This is a genomic window from Campylobacter sp. W0066.2 (assembly GCF_024723515.1).
Classification (GTDB): domain Bacteria; phylum Campylobacterota; class Campylobacteria; order Campylobacterales; family Campylobacteraceae; genus Campylobacter_D.
Window position 1 is genome coordinate 51,516 of record NZ_JANQCV010000010.1, and the last position, 21,380, is coordinate 72,895.

At 29.1% G+C, this 21,380-nt stretch carries 25 protein-coding genes; 18 read left to right on the plus strand and 7 right to left on the minus strand.

Annotated features, from left to right (window positions below):
- The first annotated feature begins 51 nt into the window (after positions 1–51).
- Entirely contained in the window at positions 52–879 is an 828-nt protein-coding gene (locus tag CAMP18498_RS05735) for a peptidylprolyl isomerase (protein WP_337197967.1), read from the plus strand.
- A 19-nt stretch (positions 880–898) separates the two neighbouring features.
- Here CAMP18498_RS05735 and CAMP18498_RS05740 read toward each other — a convergent pair whose 3' ends face one another.
- Both CAMP18498_RS05740 and accB read right to left on the minus strand, forming a co-directional pair.
- On the minus strand, positions 899–2,230 hold the full coding sequence (locus CAMP18498_RS05740; protein ID WP_337197968.1) for an acetyl-CoA carboxylase biotin carboxylase subunit: 1,332 nt from the start codon (positions 2,228–2,230) through the stop codon (positions 899–901).
- 1 nt (position 2,231) lies between these two features.
- Positions 2,232–2,681: an acetyl-CoA carboxylase biotin carboxyl carrier protein gene (accB, locus tag CAMP18498_RS05745; RefSeq protein WP_337197969.1), complete on the minus strand. Its 450-nt coding sequence runs from the start codon at positions 2,679–2,681 to the stop codon at positions 2,232–2,234.
- A 136-nt stretch (positions 2,682–2,817) separates the two neighbouring features.
- Here accB and dcd point away from each other — a divergent pair, with 136 nt between their 5' ends.
- Genes dcd through CAMP18498_RS05795 form a run of 10 tightly spaced genes read left to right on the plus strand, consistent with a single transcriptional unit; the run spans position 2,818 to position 11,520 of the window.
- A complete protein-coding gene (dcd, locus tag CAMP18498_RS05750) occupies positions 2,818–3,378 on the plus strand; it encodes a dCTP deaminase (RefSeq protein WP_039668780.1) in 561 nt (186 codons plus the stop codon).
- Positions 3,379–3,428: 50 nt separating this feature from the next.
- Positions 3,429–4,436 carry a UDP-N-acetylglucosamine 4,6-dehydratase (inverting) gene (pseB, locus tag CAMP18498_RS05755; RefSeq protein ID WP_337197970.1) on the plus strand — a complete coding sequence of 336 codons (1,008 nt, stop codon included), beginning with the start codon at positions 3,429–3,431 and terminating at the stop codon, positions 4,434–4,436.
- Positions 4,433–5,563 carry a UDP-4-amino-4,6-dideoxy-N-acetyl-beta-L-altrosamine transaminase gene (gene pseC / locus CAMP18498_RS05760; protein WP_337197971.1) on the plus strand — a complete coding sequence of 377 codons (1,131 nt, stop codon included), beginning with the start codon at positions 4,433–4,435 and terminating at the stop codon, positions 5,561–5,563. The genes pseB and pseC overlap by 4 nt, the downstream gene beginning before the upstream one ends.
- A gap of 4 nt (positions 5,564–5,567) precedes the next feature.
- Positions 5,568–6,830 (plus strand): DUF4910 domain-containing protein, encoded by a 1,263-nt coding sequence (locus CAMP18498_RS05765; protein ID WP_337197986.1) that lies wholly within the window; start codon positions 5,568–5,570, stop codon positions 6,828–6,830.
- A complete protein-coding gene (locus CAMP18498_RS05770; protein ID WP_337197972.1) occupies positions 6,827–7,609 on the plus strand; it encodes an AAC(3) family N-acetyltransferase in 783 nt (260 codons plus the stop codon). The genes CAMP18498_RS05765 and CAMP18498_RS05770 overlap by 4 nt, the downstream gene beginning before the upstream one ends.
- Positions 7,610–7,611: 2 nt before the next feature.
- Complete coding sequence (locus tag CAMP18498_RS05775) at positions 7,612–7,836, plus strand: acyl carrier protein (protein ID WP_039664483.1); 225 nt, start codon at positions 7,612–7,614, stop codon at positions 7,834–7,836.
- On the plus strand, positions 7,830–8,732 hold the full coding sequence (locus tag CAMP18498_RS05780; protein ID WP_337197973.1) for a class I SAM-dependent methyltransferase: 903 nt from the start codon (positions 7,830–7,832) through the stop codon (positions 8,730–8,732). Before CAMP18498_RS05775 ends, CAMP18498_RS05780 begins: the two co-directional genes overlap by 7 nt.
- Positions 8,729–10,252 carry an HAD-IIIC family phosphatase gene (locus tag CAMP18498_RS05785; RefSeq protein WP_337197974.1) on the plus strand — a complete coding sequence of 508 codons (1,524 nt, stop codon included), beginning with the start codon at positions 8,729–8,731 and terminating at the stop codon, positions 10,250–10,252. The genes CAMP18498_RS05780 and CAMP18498_RS05785 overlap by 4 nt, the downstream gene beginning before the upstream one ends.
- Positions 10,242–11,309, plus strand: a complete 1,068-nt coding sequence (locus tag CAMP18498_RS05790) for a beta-ketoacyl-ACP synthase III (RefSeq protein ID WP_337197975.1) — start codon at positions 10,242–10,244, stop codon at positions 11,307–11,309. Before CAMP18498_RS05785 ends, CAMP18498_RS05790 begins: the two co-directional genes overlap by 11 nt.
- Positions 11,302–11,520 carry an acyl carrier protein gene (locus tag CAMP18498_RS05795; RefSeq protein WP_214098700.1) on the plus strand — a complete coding sequence of 73 codons (219 nt, stop codon included), beginning with the start codon at positions 11,302–11,304 and terminating at the stop codon, positions 11,518–11,520. The genes CAMP18498_RS05790 and CAMP18498_RS05795 overlap by 8 nt, the downstream gene beginning before the upstream one ends.
- 12 nt (positions 11,521–11,532) lie before the next feature.
- Here the strand turns inward: CAMP18498_RS05795 and CAMP18498_RS05800 are convergent, their stop codons facing one another.
- A complete protein-coding gene (locus CAMP18498_RS05800; protein WP_337197976.1) occupies positions 11,533–12,771 on the minus strand; it encodes a DUF2920 family protein in 1,239 nt (412 codons plus the stop codon).
- A gap of 62 nt (positions 12,772–12,833) precedes the next feature.
- Here CAMP18498_RS05800 and pseF point away from each other — a divergent pair, with 62 nt between their 5' ends.
- Genes pseF through pseH form a run of 6 tightly spaced genes read left to right on the plus strand, consistent with a single transcriptional unit; the run spans position 12,834 to position 16,881 of the window.
- Complete coding sequence (gene pseF, locus CAMP18498_RS05805) at positions 12,834–13,535, plus strand: pseudaminic acid cytidylyltransferase (protein WP_337197977.1); 702 nt, start codon at positions 12,834–12,836, stop codon at positions 13,533–13,535.
- Positions 13,526–14,212, plus strand: a complete 687-nt coding sequence (locus CAMP18498_RS05810) for a class I SAM-dependent methyltransferase (protein WP_337197978.1) — start codon at positions 13,526–13,528, stop codon at positions 14,210–14,212. Before pseF ends, CAMP18498_RS05810 begins: the two co-directional genes overlap by 10 nt.
- Before the next feature lie 2 nt (positions 14,213–14,214).
- The gene (locus tag CAMP18498_RS05815) at positions 14,215–14,889 is read left to right on the plus strand and encodes a class I SAM-dependent methyltransferase (RefSeq protein WP_337197979.1); all 675 of its coding nucleotides are present in this window, start codon (positions 14,215–14,217) and stop codon (positions 14,887–14,889) included.
- Entirely contained in the window at positions 14,886–15,599 is a 714-nt protein-coding gene (locus CAMP18498_RS05820; protein ID WP_337197980.1) for a WbqC family protein, read from the plus strand. Before CAMP18498_RS05815 ends, CAMP18498_RS05820 begins: the two co-directional genes overlap by 4 nt.
- Positions 15,596–16,420 carry a UDP-2,4-diacetamido-2,4,6-trideoxy-beta-L-altropyranose hydrolase gene (gene pseG / locus CAMP18498_RS05825; RefSeq protein ID WP_337197981.1) on the plus strand — a complete coding sequence of 275 codons (825 nt, stop codon included), beginning with the start codon at positions 15,596–15,598 and terminating at the stop codon, positions 16,418–16,420. The genes CAMP18498_RS05820 and pseG overlap by 4 nt, the downstream gene beginning before the upstream one ends.
- The gene (gene pseH, locus CAMP18498_RS05830) at positions 16,417–16,881 is read left to right on the plus strand and encodes a UDP-4-amino-4,6-dideoxy-N-acetyl-beta-L-altrosamine N-acetyltransferase (RefSeq protein WP_337197982.1); all 465 of its coding nucleotides are present in this window, start codon (positions 16,417–16,419) and stop codon (positions 16,879–16,881) included. Before pseG ends, pseH begins: the two co-directional genes overlap by 4 nt.
- On the opposite strand, the gene CAMP18498_RS05835 is transcribed toward pseH, so the two are convergent.
- The 3 genes from CAMP18498_RS05835 to pseA are packed head-to-tail and all read right to left on the minus strand — an operon-like array spanning position 16,849 to position 19,332.
- Positions 16,849–17,586 (minus strand): HisA/HisF-related TIM barrel protein, encoded by a 738-nt coding sequence (locus CAMP18498_RS05835; protein WP_337197983.1) that lies wholly within the window; start codon positions 17,584–17,586, stop codon positions 16,849–16,851. The genes pseH and CAMP18498_RS05835 overlap by 33 nt on opposite strands.
- A 1-nt stretch (position 17,587) precedes the next feature.
- Positions 17,588–18,199 (minus strand): imidazole glycerol phosphate synthase subunit HisH, encoded by a 612-nt coding sequence (hisH, locus tag CAMP18498_RS05840; protein ID WP_133319969.1) that lies wholly within the window; start codon positions 18,197–18,199, stop codon positions 17,588–17,590.
- Entirely contained in the window at positions 18,196–19,332 is a 1,137-nt protein-coding gene (gene pseA, locus CAMP18498_RS05845; RefSeq protein ID WP_337197984.1) for a pseudaminic acid biosynthesis protein PseA, read from the minus strand. Before pseA ends, hisH begins: the two co-directional genes overlap by 4 nt.
- Before the next feature lie 111 nt (positions 19,333–19,443).
- Here pseA and CAMP18498_RS05850 point away from each other — a divergent pair, with 111 nt between their 5' ends.
- Positions 19,444–20,223, plus strand: a complete 780-nt coding sequence (locus CAMP18498_RS05850) for a sulfite exporter TauE/SafE family protein (protein WP_337197985.1) — start codon at positions 19,444–19,446, stop codon at positions 20,221–20,223.
- On the opposite strand, the gene flhB is transcribed toward CAMP18498_RS05850, so the two are convergent.
- Complete coding sequence (gene flhB / locus CAMP18498_RS05855) at positions 20,215–21,291, minus strand: flagellar biosynthesis protein FlhB (RefSeq protein ID WP_214125024.1); 1,077 nt, start codon at positions 21,289–21,291, stop codon at positions 20,215–20,217. The two genes, CAMP18498_RS05850 and flhB, sit on opposite strands and share 9 nt — an antisense overlap.
- Between the last annotated feature and the right edge of the window lie 89 nt (positions 21,292–21,380).

Here is a 21,380-nt window from a genome sequence, read left to right on the forward strand (position 1 = left end):
TTAAATTTTTATTGTTATAATGCTATATTTACACTTAAATAAAGGTTTTATATGAGAAAATTTTTAATATCTTGTTGTTTTGCTGCAAATATTTTATATGCTCAAACCCTTGGTGGAGTAGCAATGGTAGTAGAAAATCAACCTATTACTCTTTATGATATAGAACAAACCATGAAAGAATTAAAAACCAATGATAGACAAAAAGCTATAGCATTTTTAGTAGATGATAAAATTCAACAAAGTGAAGCTAAAAAACTAGGAATTTATGTAAGTACTTTTGAACTTAATGAAAAATTAGCCCAAATAGCAAAAGGCAATAAAACTGATATCAATGGTTTGCAATCAAAAATAGAAAAAGATGGTTTAAATTTTGAAGTTTTTAAAAACAAGATTAAAAAAGATCTTGAAAGAGATAAACTTTATAGAAGTATAATGCAAAATGCAAAAATCAATATCGATGAGGAAACACTAAAACATTTTTATGAAAGTAATCTTGATAAATTTAGCACTTTTTCAAATATAGACTTAGTTGTTTATAATTCTACTAATCCTGAACTTTTACAACAACTTGCACAAAACCCTATGTATAAAAATTCTCAAATTAAATCAAAAGCCATTAGCTTAAATGCAGCTAATATAGATCCAAGACTACTTGCTTTGTTAAATAATACAAAAATAGGAGAATTTACTCCGGTATTAAATGGTGAAAATGCTTATATAGTGTATTTTGTAAAAGAAAAATATGGCAAAAACCCTATCGAATTTGATTTAATCAAAGATCAAGTTAGCAATGTCTATACTCTAGCTCAAAAAGAACAAGCCTTAAAAAATCATCTTGATAAAATAAGAGCAAATGCCCATATAGAAGAATTAAGATAGGTTAAAAACCTATCTTAAATTAATGTCTTGAAAGATAATTTGTATCATAATTATTATTGATAAAATCTGCATTATCCATCATCGCTAAATGAAAATCTTTGGTTGTTTTTATTCCACCTACAATAAGCTCTTGCAAGGCTATTTTCATTTTAGCTATAGCTGTGTTTCTATCTTCTCCCCAAACGACTAATTTTCCAATCATAGAATCATAATAAGGAGGTACACTGTAATCTTGATAACAATGGCTTTCCATTCTTACATTGCGTCCTGCTGGAGCTACGTATTTTGTGATTTTACCTGGGCAAGGTAAGAAAGTTTTAGAATCTTCGGCAGTGATTCTACATTCTATAGAATGGCCTTTAAGTTTAATTTCTTCTTGTTTTGGTAAAGGATACCCTTCTGCTACTTTAATCATAAGTTCGATAATATCTACCCCACTTACCATCTCACTCACACAATGCTCAACCTGCAAACGCGTATTCATTTCAATAAAATAAAAATCTAAATTTTTATCCACTAAAAACTCAAAAGTTCCCGCACCTTCATAATCAATAGCTTTCGCAGCTTTAACTGCTGTTTCATGAAGTCTTGCTCTTGTTTTTTCATCTAGTAAAATTGCAGGAGATTCTTCTATAAGCTTTTGATGGCGTCTTTGCATTGAGCAATCTCTCTCACCCAAATGTATCACATTACCAAAGCTATCTCCTATGATTTGCACTTCTATATGGCGTGGATTTTGGATATATTTTTCCATATACATAGTGCCATCACCAAAAGCACTCATCGCTTCACTTTCTGCTGACCAATAAGCTTTTTCTAAATCTTTTTCATCTTCAACTACACGCATACCACGGCCGCCGCCGCCTGCTGCTGCTTTTAAAATCACAGGATAGCCTATTTCTTTAGCAAGTTTTTTTGCTGCTTCAACCCCGCCTAAAGCCCCATCGCTTCCTGGGATTACAGGCACACCTGCTCTTTGCATTACTTGTTTTGCTTTACTTTTATCACTCATTAATGCCATAGCAGCTACTGAAGGGCCTATGAATTTGATATTATGTTTTGCACAAATTTCAACAAAATTTTGATTTTCACTTAAAAATCCATATCCTGGAAAAATCGCATCCGCTTCACTAATTTCAGCCGCACTAATAATAGCTGGGATATTTAAATAACTTTCTGAACTTCTAGCATTTCCTATGCAAATGCTCGCATCAGCATATTTTAAATACAAAGCATCTTTATCTGCAGTAGAATACACACAAATTGCTTTTTTTCCCATTTCTTTTACACTTCTTAAAGCTCTTAATGCAATTTCTCCACGATTTGCTATTAAAACTTTTTTAATTTCCATTTTATAATTTCTCCACCACAAATAAAGGCATACCAAATTCTACAGGCTGACCATCTGCAACTAATACTTCTACTATCCTACAATCATATTCAGCTTCGATTTCATTCATGATTTTCATTGCTTCAATAATTGCTATAGTACTTCCTTTTTTAATAGTTTGTCCTGCTTTAGCAAAAGGTGCTGCGCCCGGGCTTGGAGCTTGGTAAAAAGTACCTACCATAGGACTATTGATAGTCGGTTTATTAGAAGAGTTTGAGCTTGCTTTGGTTTCATTAACTACATTTACATTAATTGGCTGTGGAGCTGGAGTAATAGGAGCTGGAGCTGGTAATTCACAACACATATCTCTTTCAAGTTCTATTTCAAATCCATCTTGTTCTTTTATTTTAATCTTGCTTATATTTGCTTCTGCAAAAAGTTGCATTAGTTCTTTGATTTCCTCTTTTGTCATATATTCTCCTTATTTATATTTATAAGACTTAATTTATAATTATATATAAAAATACTAAAAATAACTTCAATTATTTATTTTTTACTTTTATTTTAAGATATAATTTAAAAATTCACTTCAATTATAAAGGACAAAAATGGGCTTAAAAGCAGATAATTGGATCAAAAAAATGGCACTAGAATACAATATGATAGAGCCATTTTGCGAAGCAAATATAGGTAAAGGTATAGTTAGTTATGGGCTTTCAAGCTATGGATATGATATAAGAGTTGGAAGAGAATTTAAAATTTTTACTAATGTAAATTCCACTGTTGTAGATCCTAAAAATTTTGTAGAAGAAAATGTAGTAGATTTTGTAGGTGATGTATGTATAGTACCTGCAAATTCTTTCGCACTTGCTAGAACAGTTGAGTATTTTAAAATGCCAAATGATGTTTTGGCAATTTGCCTTGGCAAAAGCACTTATGCAAGATGTGGTATTATAGTGAATGTAACTCCTTTTGAGCCAGGTTTTGAAGGACATATCACTATAGAAATCTCAAACACAACCCCACTACCTGCTAAAATTTATGCTAATGAAGGTATAGCTCAAGTTTTATTTTTACAAGGAGATGAGCCTTGTGATGTAACATATGCTGATAAAAAAGGCAAATACCAAGCCCAAACAGGTATAACTTTACCAAGAATTTTAAAATAATTTTATTTTCAGCCGATATAAAAACTTAGTCAAGTAATAGGAAAATATATATGTTTAATGGAAAAAGTATTTTAATCACCGGTGGTACAGGAAGTTTTGGAAAAACTTATACTAAAACTTTACTTCAAAAATACAAACCCAAAAAAATCATCATTTATTCACGCGATGAACTCAAGCAATTTGAAATGGCAAGAGAATTTAATGATAATTGCATGCGTTATTTTATAGGTGATGTAAGAGATAAAGAAAGATTAAGTATAGCAATGAAGGATGTTGACTTTGTCATTCATGCAGCTGCTATGAAACATGTACCAATTGCAGAGTATAATCCAATGGAATGTATAAAAACTAATATCCATGGAGCACAAAATGTAATCGATGCGTGTTTGGAAAATAATGTAGAAAAATGCATCGCACTTTCAACTGATAAAGCATGCAATCCTATTAATTTATACGGAGCTACAAAACTTGCAAGCGATAAGCTTTTTGTAGCAGCAAATAACATCGCAGGAAATTCTCATACTAAATTTAGCGTTACAAGATATGGCAATGTAGTAGGCTCAAGAGGCTCTGTTATACCATTTTTTAAAAAGCTAATCAATGAAAGCGCTAAAGAACTTCCTATCACAGATGAGAGAATGACAAGATTTTGGATATCTTTAGAAGATGGGGTTAATTTCGTGTTGAATAACTTTACATACATGCATGGAGGGGAAATTTTCGTACCAAAAATTCCTTCTATGAAAATCGTTGATTTAGCTAAAACCATGGCTCCTAATTTAGCTCATAAAATCATAGGCATAAGAGCGGGTGAAAAACTACATGAAATTATGATTTCAAGTGATGATAGTCATTTAACTTATGAATTTGAAAATTATTATGCCATCAGCCCAAGTATCCAATTTAATAACACTAATGTTGATTTTAGTATAAATGCAAAAGGGCAAAAGGGCAAAAAAGTTTCTAATGGCTTTTCTTATAGCTCTGATAATAATCCATCATGGATTAGCCAAGAAGAGCTTTTAAATATAATAAATCATACAGAGCTTGAAAAATGATAACTTATTCTCATCAAAATATCGATGAACAAGACATACAAGTAGTTTGCGAGGCTTTAAAAGATGATTTTTTAACCGGTGGAAGAAAGGTTGAAGAATTTGAACAATCCCTTTGTGAATATGTGGGTGTAAAATATGCTTGCGTGCTAAATTCAGCCACTTCTGCTTTACACCTTGCGTATTTATCTTTAGATGTAAAAGAAAAAATTGTCTTAACAACCCCCATTACCTTTGCTGCAACTGCAAATGCTGCTTTAATGGCAGGTGCTAGGGTTGAGTTTATAGATGTAAAAAGTGATGGAAATATTGATGAGAAAAAACTTGCTTTAAGATTAAGCCAAGATAGCTCTAATATAGGAGCAATTTGCGTGGTTGATTTTGCGGGAAATAGTGTAGAAATGGATGAAATTTTAGCCTTAGCCAAACAACACAACATCCCACTAATTGATGATGCAAGTCATGCTCTAGGTGCTATTTATAAAGATCAAAAAGTAGGCTCTATGGGAGATTTGAGCATATTTTCTTTTCATCCGGTTAAACCTATTACAACCTTTGAGGGTGGTGCAGTCGTTAGCAATGATGAGGAATTAATCTCAAAAATCAAGCTTTTAAGAAGTCATGGCATAGTCAAAAAAAGGCTTTGGGATAGTGATATGATTGAACTAGGTTATAATTATCGTTTAAGTGATGTTGCTTGTGCTTTGGGTATAAATCAACTTAAAAAACTTGATAATATGCTAGAAAAAAGAGAAATCATCACAAGTTTTTATGATAAAGAATTTGAAAAAAATCCTTATTTTAGCACTATAAAAATCAAAGATTATAAAAAAAGCTCAAGACATTTATACCCTATTTTGCTTTTTCCTGAATTTTATTGCCAAAAAGAGATTATTTTTGAGAAATTATTAAATTTAGGCATAGGTATACAAGTGCATTATAAGCCAACTTATGAGTTTAGTTTTTATAAAAATTTATATGGAAATTTATTTTTAGAAAATGCGGATAATTTTTATAAAGCTGAACTTAGCATACCTGCTCATCAAGAAATGAGTTTAAAAGAAGCACAATTTATTAAAGAAAATTTATTTAAGATCTTAGAAGAAACTAAAAAGGCTTGTTGTGAGTAAAAGTATGTATGAGCTAGCTTGTGAGCTTTTTCCTATATGTAGAAGTATTACAGGGGCTGGCTTTAGACAAAGCTTAAAAATACTTGATGAAGCTATGGGGGGGGGTATATTAAAAATTCACTCTATAGCAAGTGAAAGTAAAGTGTTTGACTGGGAAGTACCTGCTGAATGGGAGATAAACAATGCTTATATCATCACTCCAAATGGAGAAAAAATTTGTGATTTTAAGCAAAATAATCTTCATGTATTAAACTATAGCACAGGCATAGACACAGAGCTTAATCTAGCAAGCTTACAAGAACATCTTTACTCTATAGAAGAAATGCCTGATGCCATACCTTATGTGACAAGCTATTATAAAAGGCGTTGGGGGTTTTGTATAAAACATGAAGATAGAGTTAAACTAAAAGAAGGAAAATATAAAGTTTTCATAGATGCAAAGCACCATGAAAATGGAGTTTTAAATTATGCTGATTTACTCATACCTAGCACGCAAGAAACAAAAGATGAAATTTTAATTTCCACTTACCTTTGTCATCCATCTATGGCAAATAACGAGCTAAGTGGCCCTGTGGTAGCTGTGTTTTTAGCTAAATGGCTTTTAGAACTAAAAGAGAGAGAATACAATTATCGTTTTGTTTTTATTCCTGAAACCATAGGGAGTATAGTTTATCTTAGTAAACATTTAAAGCATTTACAAAAATATACCAAAGCAGGTTTTGTGCTCTCTTGCATAGGTGATGATAATGCTTATTCACTCATTCGCACTCCAAGTGAAAATACCCTAGCAGATAAAGTAGCCTTGCACACTTTAAAAGATAAAAATAATTTTAAAGAATTTAGCTTTTTAGATAGAGGAAGTGATGAGAGACAATACTGCTCTCCTTTGGTAAATTTACCCGTAGTTGGAATTTGTAGAAGTAAGTATCTAGAATATAAAGAATATCATACTAGCAAGGATGATTTAAATTTCATCAGCGAAGAAGGATTGCAAGGTGGCTTAAAAGCTATGCAAGAAATCATCATGAATTTAGAAGTGAATGAAATTTATCAAAATACAATATTTTGTGAACCAAATTTAGGCAAAAGAGACTTATATCATACTATCAATACTTCTTCAACCAATGATATACCAATATCATGTAATTTTTTAGCATATTGTGATGGTAAAAACGATGTTTTAGATATAGCCTCAAAGCTTGATATGCAAGCTTATAAATTAAAAGATTTAATAGAAAAATTAAAATTTCACGGATTAATAAAATGAGATATTTCTTAGAATACAATGATAAAAAATACTCTAATGTTGACCTGATAGAAGCTTTTAAAAAACTTGGCATCAAAAAAGGCGATATTTTGTGTGTACATACTGAACTTTTTAATTTTGGCACACCCTTACTTCCTAGAAATGAATTTTTACAAACTATATTAGATTGTTTTTTTGAAGTTATAAGTAAAGAAGGTACTTTAATCATGCCTACATTTACTTATAGCTTTTGCAAAAATGAAGTTTATGATAAATTAAATTCTCCTACAAAAATGGGTGCTTTAAATGAATATTTTCGCAAACAAGCAGGGGTAAAACGCACCAATGATCCTATATTTTCCTTTGCTATTAAAGGGGCTAAAGAAGAATTGTTTTTAAAAGACACTACAAGTTGTTTTGGTGAAAATTGTGTGTATGATGTTTTAACACAAGAAAATGGAAAATATATACTTTTTGGAAGCACTACAGGACACACTCTAACTCATTATATCGAAGAAGAATACCGAGTAGATTACAGATATTTTAAAGATTTTCACGGAAAAATAATAGATGAACAAAACAGAATACATGATAAAAAAATAAAATTTTATGTAAGACATTTAGATAAAAAATCTTTACCAAATGTCGATAATATAAACTATATTACTAAAAAAACAAAAAATTTTATATACGAAAATTTTGGTGGTGCAACTATATGTTTATTTCATACAAAAGAATACAAAGAAGCGATAAAAAATGCTCTTGATGAAGATAAAAATATTTTTATATTACAGGATTAATCATGGAAAATAAATTTTATGAAATTTTAGAAAATATACTCGAAGTAAAAGTCAATGAGAATTCAAATTTAAGCATGCAAAATTGTAAAAATTGGACTTCTTTAAACCATATTGATATAATCATGAGTTTAGAAGAAGAATTTGAAATCAAATTTAGCAAAGATGAATTAAGTCAGCTAAAATCACAAAATGAACTTTTGCAAGCTATTAAGGAGAAATTATGCTAGAAAATACAAAAGAATTATTTAAGCTAATAGAAGAAAAAAATCCACTACACAAAAAATGTTTAGATGGATTACAACTCTCTAAAGAAGAATATGAAGATTTAGAAAAGCTTATTGTTTATTACAAAGATACACTAAATATTACTTTAGAAGAACAAGCTCAAAGCTATATAGTTGTATTAAATGATACTTTAGAAGAAACTAGATATTTTATAGAATTTGGAAAATATAGATATAGCACCTTAGCAGAAGTAGAAAATATGGTGTATTTTAATGAAAACTATATGAAGCAATACATGGTGGGTCTTGCCATATCTTCTTTTATATGGAATGCTCATATTGAGGTTAGAAGATATTTTGCTAAGTATATAGATGAAAAACAAAATCAAGAAAATACCTATCTTGAAATAGGACCAGGACATGGTGAATTTTTTGTTAAAGCCCTAAGAAGTCAAAAATTTAAAGAATATTTTGGCATCGATATATCTCCTATAAGTTGTCAAATGAGCAAGGATATGGTAGAAAATCAGTTTGGTAAAATAAATACTAAATGTGAATTTATATGTAAAGATTTTACCAAATGTAAGTTTAACAACAAAGCTGATTTGGTAGTAATGGGAGAGGTTTTAGAACATGTTGAACAACCTTTACAATTTATGAAAGATGTAAAAGCCTTATTAAATGACAATGGAGAAATCTTTGCGACTATACCTATCAACGCTCCTGCAATTGATCATATTTATTTATTTTCTCATCCTGATGAAGTTAAAGAATTACTTAATAAAGTAGGATTAAAAATCAAAGAATGTGAATATTTTATGGCGAATAATTATTCTTTAGAAAAAGCACTAAAAACAAAAAATGCTATTGTAATGGCAGTAGTTTTGGTGAAAGAATGAATCTTTTTTCACCAAATTTAAAAAGAAATGATCTCATAAAATTTAGCAAAGAAAATCATTATAAAAAAATTACTATCAATGTTTTTAGAAATCACTCTTTTGAAGTGATTTCAAGCATACTAAATGCATTTTTAGCCTTTAGTAAATTAAAGGCTGAATTTAACATAAGCTCTTATGATGATAGTTTAAGTTATGATAATTTTCAAAAAGCAAATTTAAACATCATATTTATAGATTTAAACAATTATAAAAAAAATGTAGATGATTTTATCAAAGAAAAAATACAAGAACTATCAAGCATTAGCAACGCTCCTATCATCACACTTTTACTTGGCAATACAAACTTAAAAGAATATAGTATTTGTGAAATACTAAAGCCCTTTTTAGATGAAAATTTCATCATAGATGATAGTAATTTTGAAATAAATGCAAGCAGACTTAGCAATAAAGCTTGTGTAAAATTAGCCCAAATTCTAGGACTAAAAATCCTACCTAGCTTTTTACAACCAACTTTAAAAGCAATCATCATAGATCTTGATAATACCTTATACCAAGGAATTTTAGGTGAAGATGGCATTGAAAATCTTGCTTTATCTAATAATCATAAAGCCTTGCAAAGCGAGCTTTTAAATTTAAAAAATCAAGGTTTTTTACTTGCCATTGCTTCAAAAAACGAAGAAAAAGATGTAAAAAAACTTTTTTCACAAAGAAAAGACTTTTTATTACAACTTGATGATTTTAGTATGATCAAGGCTAATTGGAAAAGTAAAGACGAAAATATCAAAGAAATTGTAAATTTTTTTAATATAGCTTTTGATAGTGTGCTGTTTATTGATGATAATATAGCCGAAATTGAAAATGTATCACACCTTCATATTAATACCTTACTAGCTGATGAAAATAGTGCTTATAGTTTAAAACTCTATCCTAGACTTTTAAAAACAAGCTTTAGCAAAGAAGATGAGTTAAGAAGTGCTGATATTAAAGCAAATTTACAAAGACAAGAGCTTAGCAAACTTAACCCTAAAGAGTATTTTGAAAAATTACAAATTTGTTTGAAATTTCATATCAACCATGCAGATGAACTTGAAAGAATTTCACAACTACTCAATAAAACTAATCAATTTATATCAAATTACTCAAGATTAAGCTTTAAAGAGTGTGAAAAATTTATGCAAAAACATGCTATTTTAACTATAAGCATGAGTGATAAATTAAGCGATAGTGGTATTATAGCAATTTTTGTAGCTTATAAAGATGAAACAAATTTAATCACAAAAGATCTTTGCATAAGTTGTAGAGCCTTAGGAAGAAAGCTTGAAAAAATTATGTTATATAAGGCTATAGAGTTATTACACCTGCATTTTAATACAAAAGAATGTATTTTATACTTTCAAAAAGGCGAAAGAAATATGCCATTTTTAGAATTTTTATATAGTTTAAATGCAAATATAAAAGAAAATTTTGCTCTAATCCAAAAAGAAATAATAAATTACGAAGGACTTATAATTGAAAGCTAGTTTTAATAAAGCCAAAATAGCAGGCATAAGCGTTTGCGTGCCTAATAAATGCATAAATATAGATGATTGCTTAGAAGATGTTTTTCAAAATGATGTCAAAATGCTAAAAAGAATGAAAAAAATTTCAGGCATACAAGAAAGATTTATCGCCGATGAAAATATTAGCACGACAGATTTAGCCTATAAAGCGAGTATAAATTTATTTAAAATGCTCGATTTTGATAAAAATGAGCTTGATATGGTGATTTTTGTTACACAAACTCCTGATTTTTTTATGCCATCATGCGCAAACTATCTCCACAAACGATTAAATTTAAAACCTCAAACCATAGCTTTTGATGTAAATCAAGCGTGTTCGGGGTATTTATATGGCTTATTTATAGCTTTTTCTTTTTTAGAAAATCAAAATGCAAAAAATATTTTATTAATTTGTGGTGATACTTTAAGCAAAACCATAAATCCTTTGAATGCAAATTTAGCTCCAATCTTTGGCGATGGAGTAAGCGCAACACTCATAAGCTGTGCAAATGAAAAATCGTTTTTTAAACTTTATTCTAATGGAGAAGGTTTTGATAAACTCATCATACCCAATAGAGCTTTTGCTAAACTTGATGAGAGTAAAAGCTCTAATAAAGAGATATTTCAAATCAATGAGTATAGGAGTTTAGACAATCTCTATATGGATGGAGCTGAAATTTTTAACCAAGCACTTAATCTTGAGAGCCAAAGCATAAAAGAAATGCTTGATTTTTGTGAAAAAAGCAAAGATGAAGTGGATTATTTTTTATTACATCAATCCAATCAATTTTTAGTTGATTCTATTATAAATGACTTGGGTATTAATAGCTCTAAAGCACCAAATTTTTTGATGTCAAAATATGCTAATTTAAGTGCTTGCTCTTTACCTGCTTTACTTTGTGAAATACAAAAAAATGATTTTAGTGCCATTTTAAGTGCTTTTGGTGCTGGATATGCCTGGGGGAGTGCTTATATAAATTTTGATAAAAACTTTAAAACTGATACAATTTCAATTTATAAAGGAGAAAAAAATGACTAAAGAAGAATTACTAGAAGCTATTAGCGAAGCTATGCATATGGATGAAACACTAAAAGAAGATATGATTTTAGATGATATTGATGAATGGGATAGCTTAGCTTTTGTATCCATCATGGTATTATTTAAAAACTCACTTAGCAAGCAAATTAGCGGCGATGATCTTAAAAAATGTGAAAAAGTAAGCGATCTTTTAGCTTTAGCTGGTGTTTAAACAAATATTTGTTTAAACCCTTTCCACACTTAAAACAATCTGCTCATTTTCCTCTTTAAAGGTATATATTAAATCATCACATTTATATGAAATTTCTTTTTTGCAAGTTTTATCTTTTAAAGGTTCTTGTAAAATTTGTGGTAAATGTTTTTTTATAAGTAGCTTCATAGGTATACCCATACCATGAGTTAGATTTTTAATAAACTTACCATCTATTTGTTTTTCATCCATAACTTTTATAAATTCAACATCAAATCCATATTTTTTTAAAGTATCAACATATTCTTCTTTTTCTTCTAAAGACACCCATTCATCAAATTTAGAATGATAAGCAATGTATTTTGGATTTGGATATTTTGCTTGTATATTTAGATGATCTTTATTTAATGTTTCTCTAATTAGTTTTCTAGCAAGTGAAAAATAATAATGTGATTGTTTATTTGTAGTCCAAAATGTTTTATCACAACAGCATAATCTTATATTTTGAAAGAAATTAAAAGTCGCAACTGAATAATACTCGGTAAAATCAACTTCTTTGCCAAAACCTATAACCCTCCATAAATCAGTAAGGCTAACATGGGAAGAATTATCCACCACAACATCAACAAGCCAAGGAGCTAATTTTGCACATAAATTTGCCAAATATCCTCCATGAGATGCTCCAACTAAAATATGCTTTATACCCCCCCCCATAACTTTAAAAGCGAAATTTTTTCTAATATATAAAAGAGCATTTAGTATATCTGTTGCTTGCATGATACCAAAATTTTGATATTCATTCTTTGTAGGCTGTAAACTTGCACTTAAATCTAAATGATAACTCCTATCAATCTCCCAATCATTTTTATTTTTTTGAATTTCTTTATTAAGATAATCCATAGCAGGATGAAATTCTTCAAAAGAATTAAGTTTTGATATATCATAAGGAATTTCTATACCAATAGCCTTTATACTTGTGTCAAATATAAGCCTATCAATATCATCAAGATAAATCTTAGCTCCAGTTTGAGGACGATTTCCTATGCAATGATAATTTACATTTAAAACTGCTACATTATAATTTCTAGCACAATAATCACTTATATATAAATCATCTTTTATATCCCCACCAATGCCACTTATAATACAAACAATAGCCTCTATTTCTTTACTATCATCATAAGTTAATTTAAATTCTAATTTACTTTCTCTTTTTATATTTAATTCTACATCATCACAAGAATCTATGAAATAGGTTTGATTTATGAGCATGTTAAGCCTTTTAAAATTAAAATTTAATTATACTTATTTTTTATAAAAATTAAAGAGAGTTTATGAAAAATCTTTGTATTATCCCTGCGCGTGGTGGTTCTAAACGTATTCCTAGAAAAAATATCATTGATTTTTTAGGAAAACCCTTGATTGCTTATAGCATAGAAAATGCTTTAAATTCGAATATTTTTGATGATGTGATTATCTCAAGTGATGATGAAGAAATCATCAAAGTAGCTTTAAAATATGGCGCAAAAGCTCCTTTTGTGCGCAAAAAAGAATTAAGTGATGATTATGCAAGCTCAACCGCTGTAATCCAAGACGCCATCATTACTCTAGAAATGCAAGATAAAATCTATGAAAATGTATGTTGTTTATATGCAACAGCTCCACTTATAGATGAGTTTATTTTACAAGAAGCTTTTGAGCAATTTAGTCAAGAAAAATGTAAATTTTTATTTTCAGCTTGTGAATTTGAATACCCTATACAAAGAGGTTTCTACCTTAATGAACAAAATAAAGTTTATATGTTTGATGAATCAAACTATAACAAACGCTCACAAGATCTTATCAAAGCTTATCATGATGGTGGTGCATTTTACTTTGGCAAAAAAGAAGCGTGGCTAGAAGAAGATTTTATGTTTAAACCTCATTCTAAAGCCTTTTTACTTCCAAGGAATAAAATTTGCGATATTGATACTTTCGAAGACTTGGAATTTGCTAAAATACTATATCAGTTTCACAAAGGTAATAAATGTTTATAAATAAAATTAAAGGTTTTAAATATCCTGATATGGAACTTGTAAGATGGTTTTTTAAAAACAAGCTCGGTACCTTAAAAAATGCAAAAGTCTTAGAATTTGCCTCTCATAATGGCAATAACCTTTCTTTATTTGCAAATTATGATTATGAGTGTATTGGCGTAGAACTTAGCAAGCAAAATCATGAAAACGCTATTTATAATTTTAAAGAAATTATGCATTATCAAAAGGCAAATTTTTTTAATGAAAACATGCTTGATTTTGCTAAAAATCATCAAAATATAAATGCAGATGTGTTTTTAATACCTAATGTAATTAACTATATTAGCAAAGATGAATTTAAAAATTTACTGCAAGATGCAAAACAAAATAACTTATATCAAACAAATAAATTAGGATATGCTCATTTTTTCTTAAGAGCAAGAAGCATTAAAGATCATCGTTATGGACTTGGAGAAAGATTAAAAAACGATAGTTTTATTTTAAGCTATGATGAATTTAGTGGCGAAAAAAATTGTCTTTGTACAGCATACCAAGAACACGAACTTGTAGAAATTTTAAAAGAAAACTTAAATTTACATGATTTTGAAGTTATCACAAGTGAAAATATCAATATAAAAAATAAAGTTTATATCAAAGATAGCGATATAATCATCTATGGAAAAATCACTAAGGAGTGAAAATGTACTTAAGAGATTTAAAAGGCTTAAAATTTCCAGATTTAGCCGTAATTAAATTTTTCTTTAAACAAGGACTACATCAAAAAAGCAACCAAAAAGTTTTAGAATTTGCTTGTTCTAATGGCAATAATCTCTCTTTGTTTGCAAATTATGATTATGAATGTATCGGAGTTGATTTAAATCAAGAAAATATTAACAATGCTAATTACAATTTCAAAGAAGTAATTCAATGCAAAAACTATCAGTTTTTTCATGATGATATCTTAGAATTTCCTTTAAAAAATCCAAATATTAAAGCAGATATTTTTATGATTCCTAATGTGATTAACTATCTTTTGAAAGAAGATTTTTTAAAATTATTAAAAATTTCTAAAGAAAACTCTATGTATAAAGAAAATGCTTTGTTTTTTTTAAGAACAAGAAGCATAAAAGATTATAGGTATGGCTATGGAGAAAAAATAGCTCATAATTGTTTTAAAATCACAAATGATAATACCACAGGAGAACTTGGATGTATCAACACTCTATACCAAGAATACGAACTTGTAGAAATTTTAAAAGAATATTTAAATTTATATGATTTTAAAGTACTTACTTATGAAAATACCAATATCATGGGAAAAGATGAAAGATTAGTTAATGATAGTGATATTGTAATTTATGGAAAAATTAAGTGAAAATAGCCATTATGCAGCCAACTTTTAATCCATGGCTTGGCTATATGTATATGATACAAAGTGTTGATACTTTTGTCTTTTTGGATAATGTTCAATTTGAACGCAGATCATGGCAAAATAGAAACAAAATTAAATTACAAGATAAAACTTTTTTACTAGGACTAAATTTACAAAAAGCACCACAAAAAACATCACTTCAAGATGTATTATTTGAAAAAGATGACAAATGGAAATTTAAATTTCTAAAAACAATCCGCCATGCATATTCTAAAAGTGTCAATTTTGACAAATACTATAATATCTTAGAAAAAGCTTTATTTAAACATACGCATTTGGTGCAATTTAATATGGAATTAATCAGAATTTACTGCGAGCATTTGAATATCAAAACACCTATTTTGCAAAGCTCTTCTTTAAACTTAAAAAACGAAAAAAAAGAAAAACTACTACTTGAAATTTGCCAAACATTAAAAGCTGATTATTATCTTTCTCCAGAAGGATCAAGAAATTATCTTGAGAAAGATACAGCAAAAGAAATTTTTAAAAATGCAAATATAAAAATTGAATATTTTGATTTTATCCATCCAACCTATACTCAATTAGGTGCAAATTTTATAGCTTATTTGGGAATTTTAGACTTTTTATTTAATGAAAAAAATCCTTGTATAAAATTTCAAGAATGTATTAAAATAAACGAGCATAATATATGAGAGTTCTTTTTAGAAGCGATAGCTCTAGCACTATAGGACATGGACACATTAAAAGAGATCTTTTGCTAGCTAAACAATACCAAGATGTATCTTTTGCTTGTTTACCACTAAAAGGCTGTTTAATAGATGAAATTCCTTATCCTGTGTATGAGTTAACAAGTGCTAGCATATATGAACTCATCAATCTCATCAAAAAAGAAAAATTTGATCTTTTGATCATTGATCATTATGAGTTCACTGCAGATGATGAAAAACTTATTAAATTAGAAACAGGAATTAAAATTCTAAGTTTTGATGATGAGATAAAAGAACACTTTTGCGATATTTTACTAAATGTCAATGCTTATGCTAAAGAAAGTGATTATGAAAATTTAGTACCAAAGTATTGTGAATTAAGATGTGGCTTTTCCTATGCTCTAATACGCGATGAGTTTTACCAAGAAAGCAAGATAAAAAGAGAGAAAATTTATGATTATTTTATCTGTATAGGAGGAAGTGATCCAAAAAATATTTCCTTTGATATAGCAAACAAACTAAATAAAAACAAAACTATCATCATAGCTACCACAAAAGCAAATTCTCATCTAAACTTGCTTCAAAAATTAAGCCAAAAAAACCCTAATATACAAATTCTCATTGACCAACCTAATCTTGCAAGATTAATGAATGAAAGTAAAAAACTTATCATTAGTGCAAGCTCATTAGTCAATGAAGCTTTGATTTTAAAAGCAAATTTTAAAGCCATAGCTTATGCTAAAAATCAAGAAAAAATTGCAACTTGGCTTGCTAAAAAAGGCCATGAAGTGGAGAATTTTATATGATAATTTTAAAAGATTTTATCCACTTAAACCAAGAAGAAATCAAGCTTGTTTTAAAATGGCGAAATAATGAAAGTATTGCTAAATTTATGAAAACACAAAATATCACTTTAAAAGAGCATTTAAGCTTTTTATCTAGCCTAAAAACAGATACAACTAAAAAATACTTTTTAGTTTATGATAGCAAACAAGCTATAGGCGTGATTGATTTTATCAATATAACTAACAATTCATGCGAATTTGGACTTTATGGTATAAAAAAAGGCGTAGGCAATCTTTTAATGCAAGAAGTTAAAAATTATGCTTTCAATGTTTTAAAAGTTCAAACTTTAAACGCTTGTGTTTTTAAAGAAAATACAAAAGCTTTAAATTTATATTTAAAGCATGGGTTTGAGGTTATTAAAGAAGATAATAATTTTTATTTTTTAAATTTAAACAATCCTTACAAGGATATTATTTTTTAAAAGCTCATTTTTAACATCATTTGGAGTATATTGGCTAAAATGAAATATATAAGCACCAGCTAATGCATTTGCACCAAGTTGTATAGCTTTTACCCCATCTTGAGGCTTAGAAAGCCCCCCATTAATAATGAGTGGAATTTTTAATTTACCTTTGAAATACTCTAGTAATTCCCAATCATACCCCAAAGAACCTCCTTCTTTATCAACGCTTGTTAAAAGTATCTCCCCTGCTCCCAAAGATTCGTATTTTAATGCAAGTTCTAGCGGATCAATATCTAAAATTTCATTATTAAAAACTTTAAATTTATTTTTGTCTTTTTTTACATCAATCGAGCATACTACACAAGAACTTCCAAAAGTATTTGCCACTTTTTTAATAAAATCTGGGTTTTGTAAAGCTATAGAATTAATACTAACTTTATCAGCACCTATATCTAGCAATTTTCTAATATCTTCTAAAGTTCTAATCCCACCTCCAATAGTTAAAGGCATAAAACACTCATTAGCTATATCTTCTAAGCTTTCAAAATCTATAACGCCATTTTTATTAATATCCAAAACTATAAACTCATCAACATTTCTAGCATTATATATCCTAGCTGTGCTTATTACATGCCCAATAGTTCTAAAAGAAGAAAAATTGATACTTTTTACAAGCTGATGATCTTTTAATAACACACAAGGTATGATTCTTGTTTTAAGCATACTAGGCCTTTAAATTTGCAAAATTTTCCAAAAGTTTCAAACCTACATTTTGGCTTTTTTCAGGGTGAAATTGCACAGCAAAAATATTATCTTTTTCAAAACTTGCACAAAAAGGTTTTTCATACTCACAAAAAGAAGTCTCCACACTCTCTAAACACTCTACATAATAAGAATGCACAAAATAAAAATCACTTTTTTCTAAAATTCCATCAAATAGCTTGCTTTTTTTATCACTAAATTGTAAATCATCCCAACCACTGTGTAATAATTTTTCTTTACTTAAATCAAATTTCAAAACCTTTGCTTTTATAAAATCAAGCCCTTCACACTCTCCTCCCTCATATCCTTTGCTAGCAAAAAGTTGCATACCAAGACAAATCCCCAAAATAGGCTTTTTATCTTTTAAAACGCATTCTTTTAAAAGCTCATCTAGTGCAAGTTTTTTTAAATTTTCCATACCTTGTTTAAAAGATCCAACACCTGGTAAAACTAATTTAGAGGCATTTTTTATATCTTCTTTTTTAGAACTTATAATCACTTCTTGATTAAGTTTTTCAAAAGCTTTCAAAACAGATTTAAAATTTCCAAGATGATAATCAACAATACAAATCATTTCAAAACAAACTCATCTTTTTTTATCAATGAACCATCGCTGTCTCTTAAGAATTTACCATTTTCATCGCGTTTAAATATCTTTTTATTAGTGTAAGAATCTACAATTTTTTCAAATTCTTTTTCACTAAAACCACTAAATTTTAAATACTTCTTAATAGCCTTTTTAGGTGGCTTTCCATCATATTTATTTACAAGTCTCACACCCTCTTCACGGCTAATATAGCCAAGTCTTATATCCAAACACGCATTATCTGTAGCTCTTCCAAAACCATATTTGCAGTATTTTAAATAATCATGTACATGATTTGAATAACAATCTAAATTTTCAAAATTCTCATAAGTAGTTTCAACTGGTTTTGTGCTAGTTTTAAAGCCATTTTCTTGAGCTAATTTTAAATTATATTTATAATCCCATTTAAAATAATATCCCAAAAATAACCCTGTAACTCCTACTCTTTGAAGTTCTTCGTCACTTGGATAAGTGTAAAAATATAAATCCTTCTCTCTAATACCATCAACACCAATCATATCAGAAATTCTATTACCCAAAAGCCCACCAAATTCTTCAAGCCACTCTCTACCTAAAGTGTTTTTTTCTTTAGAACTAGCTGGCCCACCATATTCAATCTGCGGACTTTCCCCCCAAATAATCAAAGGAATGTCAAAAGCAACAGCTACTTTTGGAACACAAGTAAAAATCCCCAAATGGTTTTGCCATTCATTATCGCCCGTTCTTACAAAAGCTTCACGGGATAATTTTTTATACACTAAAGGATTTCTTTTAATATGAATTAAATCAATACCAAGATTGTTTAAATTTTTTAAATTCTTTTTACCTATTTTAGTAGGGATACTTGGTTCAAAACAAACACACAAAGGATTAAGTCCAAGTTCAAGACATTTTAAAACTTGAAAGGTAGAATCCTTACCACCACTTACTCCTATCACACAATCATACACAGGATGTTTTTTATATTTTTTCACGAGTTCTAGAAATTCTTTTTCACGCTCTTGCCAATTTATCTCATGATTTTTAGCTTCTTGCGAGCAACACGCATCACAAATTCCCTCATCATTAAAATGCAAATCAGGCTTAGTATCTGGCATAACGCATTTTTTACAAAATTTCATATTAACTCCAAAAAATCTTTATAATCATTGTAAATCGACTATGATTATATTTTCTAAAGATAAATAAATTTTATTTTGTTACAATATTTTTTATTTAAAGGTTTATAAATTATGGATTTAACTTTACTTCCTTATATGATTATAGGAATTTTTTCAGGTATGGCTTCAGGGGTTTTTGGCATAGGTGGTGGTATGATTATCGTTCCTTTCATGCTTACTTTAGGACTTAGCTCTCATCATGCTGTTGCAATTTCTGTTGTACAAATGATTTTTGCTTCTATTTTTGGTTCTTATTTAAACTATAAAAAGAAAAATTTAATCTTAAAAGATGGACTCATCATAGGATTTGGGGGCTTTTTAGGTGCGGTGTTTAGTGGGCTTTTACTCTCATATTTTTCAGATATAACCCTAACAAGTATTTTTCTATGCGTGAGTATTGTATTCTTTTTAAAATTTGCTTTTAATCAAAAAAGCACCATTAGAAATATCAACCACTCTAATATCTTGAAAAATTCTATTTTGCTAATTTGTGGCATATTTACAGGAATTTTTGCCATATCTTTAGGGATTGGTGGTGGGCTTTTAATCACCCCTATTTTGGCTTATTTTTTAGGCTATGATACTAAAAAAGTAGTGCCGCTTAGCTTATTTTTTGTGATTTTTGCTTCCATTTCAGGAATTAGTTCCTTTGTATATAATGACATTATTGATAAAGAAGTCTTACAAAATGGAAGCTTAGTAGGACTTAGCTCTATGCTAGGGGTTTATCTTGGAATTAAAATCATGGAAAAAATCAACCTCAAATCTCACCGTATAGCACTTTTAGGCATTTACACTCTTTCTATAACTATGACTATTATAAGCTTGATTAAAAAGCTAAATTTATTTTAATCTATCAGCAAATTTTTGTCTGTTAGAAGTATAGACAAAGCTTAAAACTTCCGCCACTGCTTTAAAAAGCTCTGGTGGGATAAGATCATTTACCTCACATGCTTTATAAAGTTCTCTTGCTAAAGGAGGATTTTCATAAATCATCACATTATATTCATATGCCATATCTTTTATACGCAAAGCTAAAAAATCCACTCCTTTAGCTAAAACTTTTGGCGCAGCTTCTTTAGAACTATCATAACGCAAAGCAACTGCATAGTGAGTAGGGTTAGTAATCACCACATCAGCACTAGCGACATCTTGCACCATTCTGCGTCTTGCTGCTTCCATTTGCAAACGACGAATTCTTCCTTTTACCAAAGGATCTCCTTCGCTTTGTTTGTATTCATCTTTAATTTCTTGCTTACTCATACGCAAATTTTTAAAGTACTGATACCTTACCAAAAGCACATCTAAAAGTCCAATAATCAAAAAAGCTATAATCACAATAGCCGCAAGGATAATAGCTTTATCTCTAAGCCATAAAAGTTGTGGATAAATCGTATAAAGTTCTACTCTAGGAAGTTCTTTCATAAATTGCAATAAAAAAACAAAAGCTATTCCAAAAACTACTCCAACTTTAAGAGTAATTTTTAAAGCTTCAATAATTTTTTTCAAAGAAAAAAGATTTTTAAGACCATTAATAGGGTTAATTTTGTTAAAATTTGGAGTGATAGGCTTGGTGGTAAAAATAAAACCAAATTGCATTAAATTTCCAAGCACACCTGCAACCATAATTGTTAGAGTTATAGGTAAAACCATAATAAACATTTCTATCATGGTTTTTATAATAATTTTTTGCAAGATTTTTAAATCAAGTTCTATACCTATAAAACTTTGATAAAACCTATACAAACCGCTAATTCTCTCACCTATAAAAGGCAACATAAACAACACCACAACCACAGCTATAACAAGCACAGCCACAGCAGATGCATCTTGGCTTTTTGGGACATTACCCTCTTTACGAGCATCTTCTATTTTCTTGGACGTGGGTTCTTCTGTTTTTTCTTGATCATCAGCAGCCATAAAAAACCTTTAAATTTTTAAAGCAAAATTATAGCATTTAATCCAAGTATCAACAAATTTGACTACTTGGATTTAAGCTCACCCCATCC